Here is a 19418-nt window from a genome sequence, read left to right on the forward strand (position 1 = left end):
CGGGGATCCAGAGGAAAGGGCCGCGGGCACGGACGGTCGACCGTCCGTGCAGACCGCCCTGCTCTCTGGATCCCCGCTTTCGCGGGGATGATGGAAAGGGGGGCGGAGGACGACGAAAGACAGGTGGGACGACGAGCGAGAGGAGGAACGACCAGAGGGGCGGGGCGAAAGCCGGGCTCGGCCGCCCCCTCAGGGCCTCTTCGCCTTAATGTGGGTCGGGCAGTGCTCGCCGCTGTCGAGCACGACCTGCATGTTGCGCCAGATCGCGACGTTCTTGTCGCGCATCTCGGGGCTGACGGCCCTGGCCAAGCGGTCGCCGAGCTCGCCCTCCAGGGCGGCCAGCTCGCGGCGCGCGACCTCGCGGTACCAGGGATTGCGGTTGACCAGCTCGATCCCGACGAAGCCGGCGCGCTCGAGCGCCCGGCGGTAGCGTTCCGGCGAGGCCATGCCGAAGCTCAGGCCCTCGGACTCGATGTAGCGCGCCATCTCGGGCGACGGCGGGTCGTCACTGTTGCGCAGCCAGTCCGAGGCGACGAACAGGCCGCCCGCCCGGCAGACGCGGAAGACCTCGGCGAAGAGCGCGTCCTTGTCGGCGATGTGGATCAGCGAGTCCTTGCTGAAGACCGCGTCGAAGGAGGCGTCGGCGAAGGGCAGCGGTCCCGGCTCGACCGCGCGCAGCTCGATGCGGTCGGACAGGCCGTACTTCTCGGCCAGAGCCCTGGCCTTCTCGACCAGCGGCGGCTCGATGTCGATGCCGACGACCTTGCCGGCGTGGTAGTCGCGGGCCAGCACCAGGTCGACGCCGCCGACGCCGCAGCCGATGTCGAGCACCGTGGCGCCGGTCAGGTCGGTGCCCTCGAGCAGGCGCGCGACCTCCTCCGGCCCGCCCGGCGACAGGAAGCCCTCGCCCCAGATGATCGCCAGGGAGCCGACGAGGTCGTCGCCGTACTCGTACTCCGGCTCGCCCCCGGTCACGGGCTCAGCTCATGCCCCCGACCTGGCGCAGCGGCGTCTCGGCCGTCTCCAGGTCGATGTCGGCGTTGTTGGAGCCGGGCAGGCCGCGCTCCTTGCGCGGCGTGCGGCCGAAGAAGTCGCGGTAGCACTTGGAGAAGTGCGAGGCCGAGACGAAGCCGCAGGCCAGCGCCACGTCGATCACCGACATGTTGGTCTGCAGCAGCAGCAGGCGCGCCCGGTTGAGCCGGAGCTCAAGGTAGTAGCGCGCCGGCGAGCGGTGCAGGTACTTGCGGAACAGCCGCTCGAGCTGGCGGGTCGAGAGACCCGCCTCGCGCGCCAGGCGGCTGCGCGGCAAGGGCTCCTCCAGCGCCTTCTCCATCTTGTCGATGACCGACAGCAGCTTGGGATGGCGCACGCCGAGGCGCGCCGGGAGGCTCATGCGCTGGTGGTCGTGCTGGTCGCGGATCCGCTCGTGCATGAACTGGTCGGCGACCTGAGCGGCCAGCTCGTGGCCGTGCTGACCGGCGATGACGTTGAGCATCAGGTCGAGCGAGGCCGTGCCGCCGGCGCAGGTGAAGCGGTTGCGGTCGATCTCGAACAGCTCGTTGGTGACCTCGAGGTCGGGGTACTCCTCCAGGAAGCCGGCCAGGTTCTCCCAGTGGATCGTGCAGTTGTAGCCGTCCAGCATGCCGGCCTTGGCGAGCAGGTAGGGCGCCGTGCAGATCGCGCCGAGGTCGGCGCCCTGCCGGTCCATGCGGCGCAGCCAGGAGGTCAGGCGCCGGTCCTCGAGCTTCTGCACGTCGATGCCGGAGACCAGGGCGACGGTGCCCAGCCTGGCGGCCGCGTCGAGGTCGCCGTCGACCGCGATCTCGATGCCGTTGGAGGCGGTCACCGGCTGCCCGTCGAGGGAATAGAGCGGCCAGCTGTAGAGCTGCTTGCCGGCCAGGCGGTTGGCCTGGCGCATCGCCTCGACGGCGGAAACGAAGGCGATCATGGAATAGCGCGGCAGCAGCACGAAGCCGATCGCCTGGGGCAACTCCCGCGGAGGCTTTCCTAGCATGACGACGAACCGATGGACCCTGCACGACAATCGAGCGGAAGGTGGCGATACTGTTGCATAGTCGCTTGTGTCGCGAAATGAAAACTTCTGGGCGTCGCCTGGAGAGCCCCAGGCCCGCCCGAGCGGTGCTGATACGGGCCTGCGCGAGGCCTGTCGCGGCGCTGCGTCGCTTGGCTCAGGCGCGACGTTCCCGGCATCCCGCCGGTCGCTCAACCCCAGCTTTTCCGGTGTCCCCGATGCAGGCGCGCTACTCCTTCTTCTCCCTCGCCCGCAACGCCCTCGGCTATCACGAGAACTGGCCCGAGGCCTGGCGCTCGCCGGAGCCGAAAGCCTCCTACGACGTGGTCGTCGTCGGCGGCGGCGGCCACGGCCTCGCGACCGCCTACTACCTGGCCAAGGAGCACGGCATCACCAACGTCGCGGTGATCGAGCGCGGCTGGCTGGGCGGCGGCAACACCGGGCGCAACACCACGATCGTCCGCTCGAACTACCTGTGGGACGAGTCCGCGGCGCTCTACGAGCACGCGCTCAAGCTCTGGGAAGGCCTCAGCCAGGACCTCAACTACAACGTCATGTTCTCGCAGCGCGGCGTGATGAACCTGGCGCACAACCAGCACGACCTGCGCGAGCTGCAGCGGCGCATCCATTCGAACCGCCTGAACGGCGTCGATTCGGAGTTCCTCGACGCCCGGGGCGTCAAGGAGTTCTGCCCGATCATCGACCTGCGCCAGGGCGGCCGCTATCCGGTGCTCGGTGCCTCGCTGCAGCGCCGCGGCGGCACGGCGCGCCACGACGCGGTCGCCTGGGGCTACGCCCGCGGCGCCGATGCCCGCGGCGTCGACATCATCCAGAACTGCCCGGTCACCGGCTTCCGCATCTCGAACGGCCGGATCCAGGGCGTCGAGACGGGCCGGGGCTACATCGAGGCGAAGAAGGTCGCGGTGGTGACGGCCGGCCACTCCAGCGTCATGGCCGGCCTCGCCGGCTTCCGCCTGCCGGTCCACTCGCTGCCGCTGCAGGCCCTGGTCTCCGAGCCGGTCAAGCCGGTCATCGACTGCGTCGTCATGTCGAACGCCGTGCACGCCTATGTCAGTCAGTCGGACAAGGGCGAGCTGGTCATCGGCGCCGGCGTCGACAAGTACGTCGGCTACGGCCAGCGCGGCTCCCTGCCGGTCACCGAGGAGACCCTGGCGGCGATCTGCGAGCTGTTCCCGATCTTCCGGCGCATGCGCATGCTGCGCCAGTGGGGCGGCATCGTCGACACCTGCCCGGACGCCAGCCCGATCATCTCCAAGACCCCGGTCCAGGGCCTCTACTTCAACTGCGGCTGGGGCACCGGCGGCTTCAAGGCGACGCCGGGCTCGGGCTGGGTCTTCGCCCACACCGTGGCCAACGACAACCCGCACCCCCTGGCCGCGCCCTTCGCGCTCGACCGCTTCACCAGCGGCTACCTGATCGACGAGCACGGCGCCGCCGCCGTCGCCCACTGACCCCCTCGGAGAGCCGGTCCCATGCTTCTCATCGACTGCCCGCACTGCGGCCCGCGCGCCGAGCTGGAGTTCTCCTACGGCCACGAGGCGCACATCGAGCGCCCGAAGGCCCCCGAGGCCCTCAGCGACGCCGAGTGGGCCGACTACCTGTTCCTGCGCGACAACACCAAGGGCGTGATCCTGGAGCGCTGGGTGCACAGCCACGGCTGCCGGCGCTGGTTCAACGTCGCGCGCGACACCGTCACCTACGAGATCCTGGCGGTCTATCCGATGGGCGCCGAGCCGCCGGCGCTCGAGCGCAAGACCTACGTCTGACACCCCGTTCAAGCAGGAAACGACCATGGCCCAGTCCGCGCCGGCCGCCGCCCGTTCGAGCCAGCCGTTCCGCCTGTCCGAGGGCGGCCGCATCGACCGCTCGCGCAGCCTGACCTTCCGCTTCGACGACCGGGAGCTCACCGGCCACCCGGGCGACACCCTGGCTTCCGCCCTGCTCGCCAACGGCGTCCACCTGGTCGGCCGCTCCTTCAAGTACCACCGGCCGCGCGGCATCGTGACCGCCGGTGCCGAGGAGCCCAACGCCCTGGTGCAGGTCGGCCGCGACCCGCGCACCGAACCGAACGTGCGGGCGACCCAGCTGGAGCTGTTCGACGGCCTCGGGGTCAGCTCGCAGAACCGCTGGCCGAGCCTGGAGTTCGACGTCGGCGGCGTGAACAACCTGCTGTCGCGCTTCCTGCCGGCCGGCTTCTACTACAAGACCTTCATGTGGCCGGCGGCGGCCTGGGAGACCTACGAGAAGGCGATCCGCCAGGCCGCCGGCCTGGGCCTCGCGCCCTCGAAGCCCGACCCCGACCACTACGACAAGACCTTCGCGCACTGCGACCTGCTGGTCGTCGGCGCCGGCCCGGCCGGGCTCTCCGCGGCCCTGACGGCGGCCCGCGCCGGTGCCCGCGTCGTCGTGGCCGAGCAGGACTTCCTGCTCGGCGGCGACCTGCTCTCCGACCGCACGGCGAAGATCGACGGCCGCCCGGCCCTGGAGTGGGTCGCCGAGGCCGAGGCCGAGCTGCGCGCCAGCGACCGGGTCCGCATCCTGACCCGGACGATCTGCTTCGCCGCCTACGACCACAATTTCTTCGCCCTGCACGAGCGCGTCACCGACCACCTGGCCCCGGCCGACCGGCCGGAGGGCCTGCCGCGCCACCGCCTGTGGAAGCTGCGCACGAAGCAGGCGATCTTCGCGACCGGCGCGATCGAGCGGCCGCTGGTGTTCCGCGACAACGACCGGCCCGGCATCCTGCTGGCCTCGGCCGCGCGCAGCTACCTCAACCGCTGGGGCGTCAGGGCCGGCAGCGAGGCGGTGGTCTTCACCGGCAACGACTCCGGCTACGCGACGGCCCTCGACCTCAAGGCCGTCGGCGTGCGCGTCAACGCCGTCGTCGACCTGCGCGCCGCGGCCGAGGGGCCGCTCAGCGAGGCGGCCAAGGCCGCCGGCCTGAGGATCCTCGCCGGCCACGCGGTGACCGGCACCGAGGGCGACAAGCGCATCGCCAGGCTGCGCGCCGCGCCGCTCGATGCCGACGGCAAGGGCGTGCGCGGGTCCGGCCAGGAGATCGCCTGCGACCTGCTGGTCAGCTCGGCCGGCTGGAGCCCGACGGTGCACCTGCACTGCCAGGCCAAGGGCAGCCTCGCCTGGGACGAGGCCCACGCCTGCTACCTGCCCGACAGGTCGATGCAGAAGGGCCAGGCCGTGATCGGCTCGGCGGCCGGCGCCTTCGGCCTGGCCTCCTGCCTCGCCGGCGGCGAGGCGGCCGGCCGCGAGGCCGCCGGGGCCCTCGGCCTGGAGGCCAAGGCTTCCCGGAAGAAGACGCAGGCCGAGGACCGCGACTTCCTGCCGATGCGCCAGCTCTACTGCGTGCCCTCGGACAAGCCGCTCGGCCAGGGCGGCAAGCACTTCGTCGACCAGCAGAACGACGTCACCGCCGCCGACCTGCTGCTGGCGCTGCGCGAGGGCTACCGTTCGATCGAGCACGTCAAGCGCTACACCACGACCGGCATGGGCACCGACCAGGGCAAGCTCGGCAACCTCAACGCCATCGGCATCGTCGCCGAGCGCCTGGGCCTGCCGCTGCCGGAGGTCGGCGTCACGACCTACCGCGCGCCCTACACGCCGGTCTCCTTCGGCGCCTTCGCCGGGCGCGACGTGGACGCGCTGCTCGATCCCGTGCGCACCACGCCGATCCACTCCTGGCACGAGCGCAACGGCGCGCTCTTCGAGGACGTCGGCCAGTGGCGCCGGGCCTGGTACTACCCCAAGGCGGGGGAGGACCTGCACAGGGCCGTCGCCCGCGAGGTCGCGGCGACCCGCGAGACCGTCGGCATCATGGACGCGACGACCCTCGGCAAGATCGAGATCGTCGGGCCGGACGCCGCCGAGCTGCTGAACCGCGTCTACACCAATGCCTGGAGCAAGCTGGAGGTCGGGCGCTGCCGCTACGGCCTGATGCTCAAGGAGGACGGCATGGTGATGGACGACGGCGTCACCAGCCGGCTCGCCGAGGACCGCTTCCTGATGACCACGACGACCGGCAACGCCGCCCCGGTCCTGGCCCATCTGGAGGAGTGGCTGCAGACCGAGTGGCCGGACCTCGAGGTCTTCCTGACCTCGGTCACCGAGCAGTTCGCGACCATGACGCTGTCCGGCCCGAACGCCCGCAAGCTGCTGGCCGAGCTCTGCGACCTCGACCTCTCGACCGAGGCCTTCCCGCACATGTCCTGGCAGGAGGGCAGCGTCGCCGGCGTGCCGGCGCGGATCTTCCGCATCTCCTTCACCGGCGAGCTCTCCTACGAGATCAACGTGCCGGCCGGCCACGGCCTGTCCGTCTGGCAGGCGCTCTACCGCCACGGCGAGAAGTACGGCATCACGCCCTACGGCACCGAGGCGATGCACGTGCTGCGCGCCGAGAAGGGCTTCATCATCGTCGGCCAGGAGACCGACGGCTCGGTGACGCCGCTCGACCTCGGCATGGACTGGATCGTCTCGAAGAAGAAGGACTTCATCGGCCGGCGCTCGCTGTCGCGCAGCGACATGGCCGATTCCGGCCGCAAGCAGCTGGTCGGCCTGCTGACCCAGGACCCGAAGGTCGTGCTGCCCGAGGGCGGCGCCCTGGTCGAGGCCATGAGGGACGCCACCCCCGTGCCGATGATCGGCCACGTCACCTCGAGCTACTGGAGCCCGAACTGCGAGCGCTCGATCGCCCTCGCCCTGGTCAAGGGCGGGCGGGCGCGCCTCGGCAAGACGGTGCTCTGCCCGCTGGAGGGCGGCAAGACCGTCCCCTGCACGGTCGTCGAGCCGCTGTTCTTCGACAAGGAAGGAGACCGCCTGCGTGCCTGAGATCCTCGAGCACCACTCCGCCCTCGCCCACCTCGGCCTCGCTGCCCGGGCCGTCGCGACGCGCGACGCCGGGCAGGGCGTCGGCCTGGCGGAAGCCCCCTACCGCGCAGCGGTCAACCTGCGCGGCCGGCTCGACGACGCCGGCTTCGCCGCCGGCGCCGAGCAGGCCCTGGGCTGCGCCCTGCCGGCCGAGGTCGGCGCGGTCGCGACCGCCGGCGAGCTGTCGGCGCTGGCGCTCGGCCCCGGCGAGTGGCTGGTCGTCGGCGGATCCGACGGGCCGGCGCTGCGCGCCCGGCTGCTGGCGGCGCTCGAGGGCGTCTTCGCCTCGGTCGTCGAGGTCGGCCAGCAGTACGCCACGATCCGGATCGCCGGGCCGAAGGCCGCCGAGACCCTGCAGAAGGGCTGCCCGCTCGACTTCGACGCCGCGGCCTTCCCGGCCGGGCGCTGCGCCCAGTCGCTGCTGAGCAAGATCGACGTGCTGGTCTGGAAGCGTTCGGAAGAGCCGGCCTTCGAGGTCACGGTGCGGCGCAGCTTCGCCGACTACGCCTGGCGCTGGCTCCACGACGCGGCGCGGGAATACGGCGTCGCGATCCTGGCAGGATGACGCAGCCGGGGAGCGGCCAGGCCGCTCCCCGCTCACCTCGGCTCAGTCGCCGACGAATTCCCAGGAGCCGTCGGGCTGCAGGCAGGCCTTGCCCCAGGCGTTCTGGCGGTGGCCGCCGATCGTCACGACCTTGTTGACCTCGCGGCAGTAGCGTCCCGAGTCGGCCCGCAGGTAGGACGAGCCGCCGCTCGGCTCGCCGTACTGGGGTTCGCCGTACCGGGGCTCGTCGTACTGCGGCACGGCATAGCCCGGGTTCGCGTAGCCCGGCGACTCGACGACCAGCGGCGCCGGCTGCACATAGATCACGCGCGGCGGCGGCGCCGGGTAGAGCGGCGCGCCGTAGATGATCGTCGTGCCGAAACGGACGCCGTCGTGATGGTGCCAGCCGTCGTGCCAGCCGTAGTGGCGGTACCGCCAGGAATCGGCCCGGGCATCGGGGGCGGCGAGCGTCGTCAGCCCTACCGCCAGCAGGGCGGCGACGGCGGCAAGCGAGAGGGTACGGGGCATTTGCTCTTCTCCTAGTGGTCGCGGTGCCAACCGCGATGGCGGTCGTCGTCCCAGCGGTCGCGACGGTGCCAGCCGTAGTGGTGGCCGCGGTCGTGCCAGCGGCGCTCGCCGTACCAGTAGTAACGCCGTTCGTGGCCATAACGCGGCGCCGGGACGACGTAGGTCTGGCCGAACTGCAGGGTGATGCCCGGGACGATCACGACCCCGGGATAGGCGCGCCGGCGCCAGTCGTTGGCCTCGGCCGACAGGGTGCCGGCTATCAGGGTGGTCGCCGCGACGGCGGCGAGGATCATCGATCGCATGACGTTTCCTCCGTCCTGCCGACCGGGCGGTGCCGGGCACCCGGCAGGCTTCCGGCCATCGGCCGCGGCCGGCTGGGCCGGCGACGGCGGATGACAGTCCTTCAACGCCTGCGGCCCCTTGATCCGTCGCCGGGCTTGTGCGCCGATGGGTCGAAGCCCCATCTCGGGGGCAGCCCCCGCTCCCGCGCCGCCGAGGACGACCATGGCCCCAGCTACCGACTCCGGCTCCGATTCCGGCCCCGTCTACGCCAACGCCCTGGAGATGATCGGCCGCACGCCGCTGGTTCGCGTCGCGAACCTGGAGACCGGCCCCTGCGAGCTGTTCCTCAAGCTCGAGAGCCAGAACCCCGGCGGCTCGATCAAGGACCGCATCGGCAAGTCGATGATCGAGGCGGCCGAGCGCGACGGCCGGCTGAAGCCGGGCGGCACGATTGTCGAGGCGACCGCCGGCAACACCGGCCTCGGCCTCGCCCTGGTCGCGGCGCAGAAGGGCTACCGCCTGATCATCGTCGTGCCCGACAAGATGGCGCAGGAGAAGATCTTCCACCTGAAGGCGCTGGGCGCCGAGGTGCGCCTGACCCGCTCGGACGTCGGCAAGGGCCACCCCGAGTACTACCAGGACATGGCCGAGCGCATCGCCGCCGAGGAAGGCGCCTTCTACGCCAACCAGTTCGGCAACCCGGCCAACCCCGAGGCCCACGAGAAGACCACGGGGCCGGAGATCTGGGAGCAGATGGGCCGGCGCCTCGACGCCCTGGTCTGCGGCGTCGGCTCGGCCGGGACGATCACCGGCCTGGCGCACTTCTTCCAGAAGGCCGCGCCGGAGGTCGAGATGGTGCTGGCCGACCCCGAGGGCTCGGTGCTGGCCGAGCTGATCGAGACCGGCAAGCCGGCCGACCACGTCGGCTCCTGGGTCGTCGAGGGCATCGGCGAGGACTTCGTGCCGCCGGTCGCCGACTTCAGCCACGTCCACAAGGCCTACACGATCCCGGACCGCGAGGCCCTGCTGACCGCGCGGGAGCTGCTGCGCAAGGAGGGCATCCTGGCCGGCTCCTCGTCCGGCACGCTGCTCGCCGCCGCCCTGCGCTACTGCCGGGAGCAGACCGGCCCGAAGCGGGTCGTCACCTTCGTCTGCGACAGCGGCAACAAGTACCTGTCGAAGATGTACAACGACTACTGGATGATCGATCAGGGCTTCATTGAGCGGCCGCAGCGCGGCGACCTGCGCGACCTGATCGGCCGCAAGCACGACGAGCGTGCGACCGTGACCACCGCGCCCGACGACACGCTGCTCGCCGCCTACGGCCGCATGAAGCTCTACGACGTCTCGCAGCTGCCGGTGATGGACAAGGCCGGCACCGTCGTCGGCCTGCTCGACGAGTCCGACCTGCTGCTGCACGTCGTCGAGGACGAGCGCCGCTTCCACGATCCCGTCTCGACCGCCATGGTCGAGCGCCTGGAGACCGTCGAGCCGGACGCCGCGATCCGCGACCTGCTGCCGATCTTCGCCCGCGACCACGTCGCGATCGTCATGGAGCACGGCCGCTTCCAGGGCCTGATCACCCGGATCGACCTGCTTAACCATCTCCGCCGCAAGCTGAAGTAGACCAGGAATGCCAGACAGCAGCCGCCCCACCAACCGTCCGGGCTTCGGCACGCGGGCGATCCACGCCGGCCAGCGCCCGGACCCGACGACCGGCGCGATCATGACGCCGATCTACGCCAGCTCGACCTACGTCCAGCGGAGCCCGGGCGTGCACAAGGGCTACGAGTACAGCCGCACCCACAACCCGACGCGCCAGGCCTACGAGGCCTGCATCGCCGACCTGGAGAGCGGCAGCGCCGGCTTCGCCTTCGCCAGCGGCCTGGCGGCGACGGCGACGCTGCTCGATTCGCTGCCGAGCGGCAGCCACGTGATCGCCATGGACGACGTCTACGGCGGCACCTACCGCCTGTTCGAGCGGGTCCGCCGACGCTCGGCCGGCCTCGACTTCTCCTTCGTCGACCTCTCCGACACCGCCGCCCTGGAGACGGCGATCCGGCCCGAGACCCGGCTGATCTGGATCGAGACGCCGACCAACCCGATGCTCAAGCTGGTCGACCTGGAGGCGGTCGCCGCGATCGGCCGGAAGCACGGCGTGCCGACCTGCGCCGACAACACCTTCGCCAGCCCCTGGGTGCAGCGGCCGCTCGAGCTCGGCTGCGACCTGGTCATGCACTCGGCGACCAAGTTCCTGAACGGCCACAGCGACATGGTCGGTGGCATCCTGGTCGTCGGCGAGAACGCCGAGCTCAGAGAGCAGCTGACCTTCCTGATCAACGCGGTCGGCGCGGTCCAGGGACCCTTCGACGCCTTCCTGGCGCTGCGCGGCCTGAAGACCCTGCACCTGCGCCTGGAGCGGCACTGCGCCAACGCGCAGGCGATCGCCGAGTGGCTGGAGCGCCACCCCAAGGTCGAGCTGGTCCGCTATCCCGGCCTGCCGAGCCATCCCCAGCACGCTTTGGCGAAGCGCCAGATGCGCGGCGGCGGCGGCGTCGTGACCGCCGTGCTGAAGGGCGGCCTGGACCAGGCTCGGCGCTTCCTGGAGCGGGTCGAGGTCTTCTCCCTGGCCGAATCGCTGGGCGGGGTCGAGAGCCTGATCGAGCATCCGGCGATCATGACCCACGCCTCGATTCCGCCGGACAAGCGCGCCGAGCTGGGCATCTCGGACGGGCTGGTGCGCCTCTCGGTCGGCGTCGAGGACGGCGAGGACCTGATCGCCGACCTGGAGCAGGCCCTCGCCTGACCGTGCCCTTGCGCGAGCCGGAGCCGAGCCCCTGCGCGCAAAAATGGAAAATGTCTTTTGTAACTGACTTCCGGCCGCCACCTAACCTCTTCTTAACCGCAAAGCGCCACTGTGCCGACTGGTCTCGGACCGGGCACGGCGGCAGATGGCGGAAGGCGACAACCAACCGGTCGTAATCCGGAAACGGAGGAAGGGGCACGGCGGCCACGCGCACCATGGCGGCGCGTGGAAGGTCGCCTATGCCGACTTCGTGACGGCGATGATGGCCTTCTTCCTGCTGCTCTGGCTGCTCAGCACGGCATCCGACGAGCAGAAGAAGGGCATCGCCGACTACTTCTCGCCGGTCAGCGTCGCGCGGGAGAGCTCGAGCGGCTCCGGCGGCCTGCTCGGCGGCGAGACCATCACCTCCGACGGCGCCATGGTCAGCGACAAGACGCCCTTCGGCATCACCATGACCCTGCCGGCCGACGACTTCAGCTCGTCCGACACGACCGACCAGCCGACCGACGGCGAGGAGACGCCCACAGCCAAGGACCCGAGCGACGGCGAGGAGCGCGGGGTCGACGACAAGGGCCGCCTCGCCGACGTGGCGCCGGGCCAGCAGGAGCGCGCGCTGGCCAACAGCGACAAGCCCGGCGCCGGAAACGGCGAGAAGGCCAACGTCGGGGAGGGCGAGAAGGCCGACACCGGCCCCGACGAGAAGAACCAGGACGGCCAGAAGCTGTCCAGGGAGCAGCTCGCCAAGCTCGCCGAGCGGAAAGCCGAGCAGGACTTCAAGGCGGCGGTCCAGCAGCTGCGCCAGGCGGTCTCCTCCGAGCCGGAGCTCGCCGACCTGGCGAAGAGCCTGGTCGTCGACCGCACCGCCGAGGGCATGCGCCTGCAGATCGTCGACCAGCAGAAGACCTCGATGTTCCAGCGCGGCAGCGCGATGCCGGAGGAGAAGACCAAGAAGCTCTTCGCCCTGATCGCCAAGACCCTGGCCAAGCTGCCGAACAAGATCGCCATCAAGGGCCACACCGACTCGGTGCCCTACCGGGGCGACGGCGGCTACAGCAACTGGGAGCTGTCGAGCGACCGCGCCCTGGCGAGCCGCCGGGCCCTGATCGACGCCGGCCTGGATGCCTCGCGCATCGCCGACGTCGTCGGCAAGGCCGACACCGAGCCGCTGGTCAAGGACGACCCGACCGCGCCGCAGAACCGGCGAATCTCGATCGTGCTGCTCAACCAGCCGATGGTCGCCTCGGCCCCGAGCGGGACGGCCCCCTCCGCCCCCGGGCCCACTCCAGAGGCCGCCCCCGGGGCCGAGCACGCCGACGCCCCGGAGGCCGTGCCCTCCGCGGCGGCCCCCGCGCTGCAAGGCGCGGCGCCGAGCCAGGCTCCGGCCGCCGACGCGGCACCGGCCGCGCTGCCGTCGCCCCACGCGCCGGCCGCCGCCGATCCGGCGACGGGCGCAGCGCCGCCGCCGGCCGCGGCTCCGGTCCCCGCCCTGCCCTCGGACGACGGCCGCAGCGTCGTGACGCCGCGCGGCGAGGCGGCCGCGCCGGCGAAGAGCGGGACCTCGGTGGCGACCCGCTAGCCCCCGGGACGGGAGCGATTGCCGCTTGCGCCGGACCGCGACGGCCCCCATCTGCCGGCCATGGCCTATCGGGACGATCCTCGACGCGATCCGCGGCGCAGCACCGACGAGCTGCTCGCCGGCCTGAAGCTGCCGCACCTCGGCAAGGGCTTCGTCTCCTTCCTGTTCGACGACGCCTTGCTCTACGAGGGCATCGTCGGGCGCCGGATCTTCGCCTATCTGGTCGACCTCGCGATCCTCGGCCTGCTGACCGTCGCCGGCTATGTCGTGGTCTTCGTCTTCGGCCTGCTGTCCTTCGGCCTGCTGCTGCCGATCGGCTTCCTGGGGATCGCGCTGCTGCCGCTCGCCTACCATTCGCTGTTCCTGGCGTACTGGGGCGCCAGCCCCGGCATGGCGATGTTCGACCTGGAGGGCCGCGCGCCGGACGGCAGCCTGCCGACGCTGCTGCAGGCGGTGGTGCGCACCGCCCTCTTCCTGGTCAGCGTGCCGCCGACCGGCGGCCTGGTGCTGCTGGTCGCGCTGTTCAACGAGCGCGGCCGCACCATGCACGACTTCTTCTCGGGCGTGCTGCTGGTGCGCAGCGCCCACTTCGCCAGCAAGATCCGTCGCTGACCCCGCTCGGGCCGTCAGGCCCGACAGGAGCGCCGCATCCCGTCCGACGGGTTTTGCGTTGGCCCAGGCTTGCCCTATGCTGGCGCAAATTGGTGCGCTGCAGCAGCGGCCCGCCGCGATCGGGGAGAGATGATGGACGGTCCCGCCGACGCCAATCTGTTTTCCGGATACGATCCCGACGGTTACTTCTGCGAGCTGGAGGCGGCGAGCCGGCGCAGCGACTACGGGGCCAGGGTCAGGGCACGGCTGACGTCGATGGATCTGGAACGGCTGCGCCAGCGCGCCGCCGACGCCGAGCGCGAGCTCTACAACTTCGGCATCACCTTCACGGTCTACAGCCAGAAGGACGCGATCGACCGGATCCTGCCCTTCGACGTGATCCCGCGCATCCTGACCGCCGGCGACTGGGACGTCATCGAGCGCGGCGTCAAGCAGCGGGTCGCCGCCCTCAACGCCTTCCTGTGGGACGTCTATCACGACCAGAAGGCGCTCAAGGACGGCATCGTGCCGGCCGAGCTGGTGCTCGGCAACGCCAACTACCGCAAGGAGATGCAGGGCCTCGACGTGCCGGGCGGGACCTACGTGCACATCAACGGCACGGACCTGGTGCGCGACGGCGAGGGCGGCTTCCAGGTGCTGGAGGACAACGCCCGCACGCCCTCGGGCGTGTCCTACGTGGTCGAGAACCGGCACCTGATGCAGCGGGCCTTTCCCGACCTCATGGCCGGCGTCGGCATCAAGCCGGTGTCGAACTACGGCGGCAAGCTGCACGACGCCCTGATCGAGATCGCGCCCGCCGAGGTGCCGAGCCCCCAGGTCGTGCTGCTGTCGCCCGGCACCTACAACTCGGCCTACTTCGAGCATATCTTCCTGGCCCGCGAGATGGGCGTGCCGCTGGTCGAGGGCCGCGACCTGGAGGTCGACGCGCGCGACCGCGTGTTCATGCGCACCATCGACGGGCTGAAGCGCGTCGACGTCATCTACCGCCGCATCAACGACGACTTCCTGGACCCCGAGGTCTTCAACAAGGACTCGATGCTCGGCACGCCCGGCCTGATGCGCGCCTACGCCAAGGGCAACGTCAGCCTGGCCAACGCCGTCGGCACCGGCGTCGCCGACGACAAGGCGGTCTACGCCTATCTGCCGCGGCTGATCGGCTACTACCTCAGCGAGGAGCCGATCCTGCGCAACGTCGAGACCCACATCTGCCGGGAGTCCGCAGCGCTGTCCTACACCCTGGAGCACCTCGAGGAGCTGGTCGTGAAGCCGGTCGGCGAGGCCGGCGGCTACGGCATCACCGTCGGCCCGCGGGCCAGCGAGGAGGAGCTCGAGATCTGCCGCGAGCAGCTGCTCGCCGACCCGGCCAACTACATCAGCCAGCCGATGATCCGCCTGTCGGTCTGCCCGACCCTGACCGACCGCGGCATCGAGCCGCGCCACGTCGACCTCAGGCCCTTCGCGGTGACCGGCCGCTCGACCTGGGTGCTGCCGGGCGGCCTGACCCGCGTCGCGCTGCGGCGCGGCTCGCTGATCGTGAACTCGAGCCAGGGCGGCGGCTCGAAGGACACCTGGGTGCTGGAGGGCTGAGCCGATGACCGGCCTCTTGTCGCGCTATGCCGAGGCGATCTACTGGCTGGCCCGCTACGTCGAGCGCTCCGAGAACACGGCGCGCGTGCTCGACGTCAACGAGACCTTCAGCCGGGACAGCCAGGGCGGCCAGAACTGGGCCTCGATCGTCGCGCTCTACGCCGACGCGGAGGACTTCGACGAACGCTACGGCGAGGCCACGGCCGAGACCGTGCTGAGGTTCTACCTGCTCGACGACCAGCACCCCGGCTCGATCCTCTCCGCGGTGCGCGCCGCGCGCGAGAACGCCCGGACGCTGAGGCCGCTGATCTCGACCGAGATGTGGGTCAACCTCAACACCTTCTTCAACCGCATGCGGGCGCTGCGCGACGAGGACATCGCCGAGGAGCGGGTCGCCCGGCTGCTGGCCTGGATCAAGGAGAGCTGCCAGGCCCACACCGGCATCACCGAGGGCACCTTCTACCGGGACGAAGGCTGGTACTTCTACGAGATGGGCAGGGCGATCGAGCGCGCCGACCAGACGACCCGGCTGCTCGACGTGAAGTACCACCTGCTGCTGCCCAGCGTCGCCGCCGTCGGCTCGCCGCTCGATCTCAGCCAGTGGAACGCGGTGCTGCGCTCGGCGGCCGGCTACCACGCCTTCCGGCGCATCCATCCGAGCGGCATGACGGTCGCCCGCGTCGCCGACTTCCTGCTGTTCAACCGGCGCTTCCCGCGCTCGGTCGCGGCCTGCGTCGACGAGGTCAACGAGCGCCTGACGACGCTGCGCTCGCGCTACGGCCTGAAGGGCGGCAGCGCGGCTCTGGAACGACTGGACGAAGTCCGCGCCGTGCTCGACAATGAGCCGGTCGAGCGGGTCCTCGCCCAGGGGCTGCACGAGTTTCTCGACTGGATCCAGCTGCAGATGAGCGACGTCGGCTGGCTGATCGGTCGGGACTTCTTTGGCTACCAGGCGGCGGAACCGCCCGTCTTGACGGCCGCGCAGAGCCAGGGTTGATCCCGGGGCCCGTCCGCAAGGGTCCGGGATCGGCGCTGCCGGACGGCCCGGCCGGATCGACCGCGAAGAGGCGCCCATGCCGAACGAAGGACCAGCCGATCGGGTCGCCTCGCCGCGCGACGGGCTGGTCGCGCTGTCGAGCGAAGGCCAGCCGCTGCCGCGGCCGCACCAGATCTTCCACGTCCTGCCCGACACGCCCTGCCCCTACCTGCCGGGGCGCTGGGAGCGCAAGCTGGTCACCGAGGTCTACGGCCGCAACGCCGGCCGCTTCTACAGCCGGCTGTCGCGCGCCGGCTTCCGGCGCAGCCACCATTTCGCCTACCGGCCGGCCTGCAGCGGCTGCAGCGCCTGCGTGCCGGTGCGCATCGCCGTGCCGGAGTTCGCGCCCGGCCAGTCGTTGCGCCGCATCGCCCGGCGCAACGAAGACCTGACCGTCAGCCTGCGCCCGCCCTCGGCGACCGCCGAGCAGTACGCCCTGTTCAGCCGCTACCTCGGCACGCGCCACGCCGACGGCGAGATGGCCGGCATGACCTTCGCCGACTACCGGGCGATGGTCGAGGACACCAGCCTCGCCAGCACCGTCATGGAGCTGCGCACGCCGGAGCGGCAGCTGGTCGCCGCCTGCCTGATCGACTGGCTGGAGGACGGCGCCAGCGCCGTCTACAGCTTCTTCGAGCCTGAGGCGGAGCCGCGCAGCCTCGGCAAGTACTGCGTACTCGCTCTGATCGAGGAGTCGCGGCGCCGCGCCCTGCCCTACGTCTACCTGGGCTACTGGATCGCCGAGAGCCCGAAGATGTCCTACAAGGCGCGCTTCCGACCGCTGGAGGGCCTGATCTCCGGCAGCTGGCAGCGGCTGGAACCCTGAGCCCCCCGACCCCGTGCCTGCGCCGCCGCTGCCCCGGCCGGGCCCGCCGCGGTCCGCCGGCACACCTCTCCGGCGAACCGTTGCGGTACTTCGAGAAGGCCTCTATCTTCGCGGCCATTGTCGCTGGCCTGATTCGCAGACCGGCGGCCTCGCGACTGGGGATACCAGACAGATGGGGAGGACAAATCCATGAAGCGTCGCGCATTTCTGACCGGCGCCGCCACCGCCGGCGTCGCCGCCGCAGCGGCCAGCACCCTCGCGAAGCCTGCTATCGCGCAGGGCAAGCGGGAACTCAAGATGGTCACGACCTGGCCGAAGAATTTCCCGGGCCTGGGCACCGGCGCGCAGCGCGCGGCCGACCGCATCACGGCCGCGACCGAGGGCCGCATCACGGTCAAGGTCTATGCCGCCGGCGAGCTGGTCCCGCCCTTCGAGTCGTTCGACGCCGTGTCCAGCGGCACCGCCGACTGCATGCACGCCGCCGCCTACTACTGGCAGGGCAAGTCGAAGGGCTTCAACTTCTTCACCGCGGTGCCGATGGGCCTGCTGCAGCCCGAGATGGACGCCTGGATCCAGTTCGGCGGCGGCCAGGAGCTGTGGGACGAGCTGGGCGCCAAGTTCAACCTGAAGCCGCTGCCCTGCGGCAACACCGGCGTCCAGATGGGCGGCTGGTTCCGCAAGGAGATCAAGTCGGTCGAGGACTTCAAGGGCCTCAAGTTCCGCATGCCGGGTGCCGGCGGCGAGGTGCTGCGCAAGCTCGGCGCCGCCGTGGTCGCGCTGCCGGGCGGCGAGATCTTCCCGGCCCTGCAGTCGGGCGCGATCGACGCCACCGAGTGGGTCGGCCCGTGGAACGACATGGCCTTCGGCTTCTACCGCGTCGCCAAGTTCTACTACTGGCCGGGCTACCACGAGCCGGGCTCCATGCTGGAGTGCACCTGGAACAAGGGCGTCTGGGACTCCTTCAGCAAGGCCGACCAGGGGCTGATCACCGACTGCTGCCTGGCCGAGAACAACGCCATGATGGCCGAGTTCAACGCCCGCAACGGCGACTCGCTCAAGCAGCTGATCGAGCAGCACGGCGTCCAGCTGCGCGAGTTCTCGGACGAGATCTACAAGGCCTTCGCCAAGGCCTCGGAGGAGGTGCTCGGCGAGATGGCGACCGAGAGCGACCTGGTCGACCGGATCTACAACTCCTTCCTCGACGCCCGCGACAAGTCGATGAGCTGGACCAGGCTGGCCAACCAGGGCTACGCCAACAAGCGCGAAGCGGCCATGAGCTGAGCCGCGACAGGCTCGTGAAGACGGCATCGGCCCGCGGGAATCGACCCCCGCGGGCCGATCGCCATAGCGGCAGGGCCCGGCCCCACCGCGCGACGAACCACAAGGTCCGCGCCCGCCGGGGCCGGACGACAGGGAGCTGGACGGTGCGGCAGCCGTCCCCGGGTGGGTCATCATGGTGAGCGAAAACGACACCGGCGGCGGCGGCTGGCGGACCAAGGCGACGGTGGCACTGGCCGTCGTGGTGCTGGTCTGCTTCTTCCTGCCCTGGACCAGCTGGCAGCGCGGCGACGCGGCGCCCGAGAGCTACACCGGCCTCGGCGTCCTGGGCCTCAGCTTCGACGCGGTCGGCGAGAGCCATGCCGGCGCGGTGGCGACGGTGCAGGCCGAGCTCCAGCGCCGGCACGACGAGGTCGGCAAGGCCGAGCAGAAGGCCGAGGAAGCCAGGCAGAAGGCCGCCGCGGCCCAGGCCGAGCTCGAGGCCAAGCCGGACGACTCGCGCGCCAAGCGCGACGCGAAACGCTGGACCCAGGCGGCCGAGCGCGCGGCCCAGCAGATCGTGGACCGCAAGGCCGAGCTGGCGCGCGCCCAGGAGGAGAAGCACGCCTTCTGGACCCACTACCTGTTCTACATCTATCCGCTGCTGGTGCTGCTGCTGCCGCTGGCCGCGCTGGCGACGCCGGCCTTCGTCCTGCTCGGCCGGCGCTGCGCGGCACGCGGCGCGGCGACCCTGGCCGGCGTGACCGGCTTCCTGCTGTTCCTGTCCGCGCACATCTGGTTCGGCCTGCCGCTGCTCGGCACGATCGGCCTCGGCGGCTGGCTGACCCTGGCCGCGGCCCTGCTGATCGTGCCCGTCGCGGCCGGGCTGGAAGGGACCGCGGACGCGATCGACTGGATCAACACGCGCATCGGCCTCGGCGTCGCCTGGCTGACGCTCTTCATGGTGCTGGTCCAGTTCATCCTGGTGCTGATGCGCTACGTCTTCGGCATCGGTTCGATCATGACCCAGGAGTCGCTGATCTACGCCCACGGCTTCCTGTTCATGATCGTCGCCGGCTACACCCTGATGCAGGGCGGGCACGTGCGCGTCGACATCTTCTACCGGAGCGCGCCGGCCCGCCGGAAGGCGGTGGTCGACATCTTCGGGGTCTTCGCGCTGCTGATCCCGGTCTGCTGCCTGATCTGGGCCTACAGCCTGCCCTACGTGGTCAGCTCCTGGCAGATCCTGGAGGGCTCGCGCGAGACCAGCGGCATCCCGGGCATCTTCCTGCTGAAGACCTCGATGCTGATCTTCGTCGTGCTGGTCGTGCTGCAGGGCATCGCCCTCGCCTTCCGCTCGATGCTGGTGCTGGCCGGCCTGCGCGAAGACGCGGGCCCGGCGACGGGGGGTGCCCACTGATGCAACATGGCGG

General features: G+C 70.9%; 17 protein-coding genes. 13 read left to right on the forward strand and 4 right to left on the reverse strand.

Annotated elements, in window-relative coordinates; translation table 11 throughout:
- Nucleotides 1-189: 189 nt before the first annotated feature.
- Both B9O00_RS10465 and B9O00_RS10470 read right to left on the reverse strand, forming a co-directional pair.
- Nucleotides 190-975, reverse strand: a complete 786-nt coding sequence (locus B9O00_RS10465; protein WP_085122610.1) for a methyltransferase domain-containing protein — start codon at nt 973-975, stop codon at nt 190-192.
- Between the two features lie 4 nt (nt 976-979).
- Nucleotides 980-1990, reverse strand: coding sequence for a GlxA family transcriptional regulator (locus B9O00_RS10470; protein ID WP_235017089.1), 1011 nt, complete (start codon nt 1988-1990; stop codon nt 980-982).
- A gap of 260 nt (nt 1991-2250) precedes the next feature.
- Between B9O00_RS10470 and B9O00_RS10475 the strand changes: the two genes are divergently transcribed.
- From B9O00_RS10475 to B9O00_RS10490, 4 genes are read left to right on the forward strand one after another with little or no spacing between them, the layout of a single operon-like run.
- Nucleotides 2251-3504: a sarcosine oxidase subunit beta family protein gene (locus tag B9O00_RS10475; RefSeq protein ID WP_085122613.1), complete on the forward strand. Its 1254-nt coding sequence runs from the start codon at nt 2251-2253 to the stop codon at nt 3502-3504.
- Nucleotides 3505-3525: 21 nt separating this feature from the next.
- Entirely contained in the window at nt 3526-3819 is a 294-nt protein-coding gene (locus B9O00_RS10480) for a sarcosine oxidase subunit delta (RefSeq protein ID WP_085122614.1), read from the forward strand.
- 25 nt (nt 3820-3844) lie between these two features.
- Entirely contained in the window at nt 3845-6892 is a 3048-nt protein-coding gene (locus B9O00_RS10485) for a sarcosine oxidase subunit alpha family protein (RefSeq protein WP_085122615.1), read from the forward strand.
- Entirely contained in the window at nt 6885-7496 is a 612-nt protein-coding gene (locus tag B9O00_RS10490) for a sarcosine oxidase subunit gamma (RefSeq protein ID WP_085122616.1), read from the forward strand. The genes B9O00_RS10485 and B9O00_RS10490 overlap by 8 nt, the downstream gene beginning before the upstream one ends.
- A 42-nt stretch (nt 7497-7538) precedes the next feature.
- Here B9O00_RS10490 and B9O00_RS10495 read toward each other — a convergent pair whose 3' ends face one another.
- Both B9O00_RS10495 and B9O00_RS10500 read right to left on the reverse strand, forming a co-directional pair.
- On the reverse strand, nt 7539-8003 hold the full coding sequence (locus B9O00_RS10495; RefSeq protein WP_085122617.1) for a hypothetical protein: 465 nt from the start codon (nt 8001-8003) through the stop codon (nt 7539-7541).
- Between the two features lie 11 nt (nt 8004-8014).
- Nucleotides 8015-8305, reverse strand: a complete 291-nt coding sequence (locus B9O00_RS10500) for a hypothetical protein (RefSeq protein ID WP_085122618.1) — start codon at nt 8303-8305, stop codon at nt 8015-8017.
- Between the two features lie 202 nt (nt 8306-8507).
- Between B9O00_RS10500 and B9O00_RS10505 the strand changes: the two genes are divergently transcribed.
- The 9 genes from B9O00_RS10505 (at nt 8508) to B9O00_RS33755 (ending at nt 19405) form a co-directional block, all read left to right on the forward strand.
- Nucleotides 8508-9911, forward strand: coding sequence for a pyridoxal-phosphate dependent enzyme (locus B9O00_RS10505; protein WP_085122619.1), 1404 nt, complete (start codon nt 8508-8510; stop codon nt 9909-9911).
- Nucleotides 9912-9918: 7 nt separating this feature from the next.
- A complete protein-coding gene (locus B9O00_RS10510) occupies nt 9919-11091 on the forward strand; it encodes a trans-sulfuration enzyme family protein (RefSeq protein ID WP_085122620.1) in 1173 nt (390 codons plus the stop codon).
- Nucleotides 11092-11236: 145 nt separating this feature from the next.
- On the forward strand, nt 11237-12667 hold the full coding sequence (locus tag B9O00_RS10515; RefSeq protein ID WP_085122621.1) for a flagellar motor protein MotB: 1431 nt from the start codon (nt 11237-11239) through the stop codon (nt 12665-12667).
- Between the two features lie 18 nt (nt 12668-12685).
- Nucleotides 12686-13279: an RDD family protein gene (locus B9O00_RS10520; RefSeq protein WP_085122622.1), complete on the forward strand. Its 594-nt coding sequence runs from the start codon at nt 12686-12688 to the stop codon at nt 13277-13279.
- 132 nt (nt 13280-13411) lie between these two features.
- Nucleotides 13412-14866 carry a circularly permuted type 2 ATP-grasp protein gene (locus B9O00_RS10525; RefSeq protein ID WP_085122706.1) on the forward strand — a complete coding sequence of 485 codons (1455 nt, stop codon included), beginning with the start codon at nt 13412-13414 and terminating at the stop codon, nt 14864-14866.
- A gap of 4 nt (nt 14867-14870) precedes the next feature.
- Entirely contained in the window at nt 14871-15863 is a 993-nt protein-coding gene (locus tag B9O00_RS10530; RefSeq protein WP_085122623.1) for an alpha-E domain-containing protein, read from the forward strand.
- 76 nt (nt 15864-15939) lie between these two features.
- On the forward strand, nt 15940-16728 hold the full coding sequence (locus B9O00_RS10535; RefSeq protein ID WP_085122624.1) for an arginyltransferase: 789 nt from the start codon (nt 15940-15942) through the stop codon (nt 16726-16728).
- Between the two features lie 189 nt (nt 16729-16917).
- Complete coding sequence (locus B9O00_RS10540; RefSeq protein WP_085122625.1) at nt 16918-18009, forward strand: TRAP transporter substrate-binding protein; 1092 nt, start codon at nt 16918-16920, stop codon at nt 18007-18009.
- Nucleotides 18010-18181: 172 nt separating this feature from the next.
- Nucleotides 18182-19405: a TRAP transporter small permease subunit gene (locus B9O00_RS33755; RefSeq protein WP_235017091.1), complete on the forward strand. Its 1224-nt coding sequence runs from the start codon at nt 18182-18184 to the stop codon at nt 19403-19405.
- The last annotated feature ends 13 nt before the right edge of the window (nt 19406-19418 follow it).

Origin of the sequence: Tistlia consotensis USBA 355, from assembly GCF_900177295.1 — a bacterium.
Classification (GTDB): Bacteria; Pseudomonadota; Alphaproteobacteria; order Kiloniellales; family DSM-21159; genus Tistlia; species Tistlia consotensis.

Excerpts from the sequence above, each read along its gene's own strand:
- B9O00_RS10500 (WP_085122618.1), bottom strand. The coding sequence starts at position 8,305 with ATGCGATCGATGATCCTCGCCGCCGTCGCGGCGACCACCCTGATAGCC.
- B9O00_RS10495 (WP_085122617.1), bottom strand. The coding sequence starts at position 8,003 with ATGCCCCGTACCCTCTCGCTTGCCGCCGTCGCCGCCCTGCTGGCGGTA.
- B9O00_RS10540 (WP_085122625.1), top strand. The coding sequence starts at position 16,918 with ATGAAGCGTCGCGCATTTCTGACCGGCGCCGCCACCGCCGGCGTCGCC.
- B9O00_RS10505 (WP_085122619.1), top strand. The coding sequence starts at position 8,508 with ATGGCCCCAGCTACCGACTCCGGCTCCGATTCCGGCCCCGTCTACGCC.
- B9O00_RS33755 (WP_235017091.1), top strand. The coding sequence starts at position 18,182 with ATGGTGAGCGAAAACGACACCGGCGGCGGCGGCTGGCGGACCAAGGCG.
- B9O00_RS10535 (WP_085122624.1), top strand. The coding sequence starts at position 15,940 with ATGCCGAACGAAGGACCAGCCGATCGGGTCGCCTCGCCGCGCGACGGG.
- B9O00_RS10515 (WP_085122621.1), top strand. The coding sequence starts at position 11,237 with ATGGCGGAAGGCGACAACCAACCGGTCGTAATCCGGAAACGGAGGAAG.
- B9O00_RS10530 (WP_085122623.1), top strand. The coding sequence starts at position 14,871 with ATGACCGGCCTCTTGTCGCGCTATGCCGAGGCGATCTACTGGCTGGCC.
- B9O00_RS10485 (WP_085122615.1), top strand. The coding sequence starts at position 3,845 with ATGGCCCAGTCCGCGCCGGCCGCCGCCCGTTCGAGCCAGCCGTTCCGC.
- B9O00_RS10510 (WP_085122620.1), top strand. The coding sequence starts at position 9,919 with ATGCCAGACAGCAGCCGCCCCACCAACCGTCCGGGCTTCGGCACGCGG.
- B9O00_RS10525 (WP_085122706.1), top strand. The coding sequence starts at position 13,412 with ATGGACGGTCCCGCCGACGCCAATCTGTTTTCCGGATACGATCCCGAC.
- B9O00_RS10475 (WP_085122613.1), top strand. The coding sequence starts at position 2,251 with ATGCAGGCGCGCTACTCCTTCTTCTCCCTCGCCCGCAACGCCCTCGGC.
- B9O00_RS10480 (WP_085122614.1), top strand. The coding sequence starts at position 3,526 with ATGCTTCTCATCGACTGCCCGCACTGCGGCCCGCGCGCCGAGCTGGAG.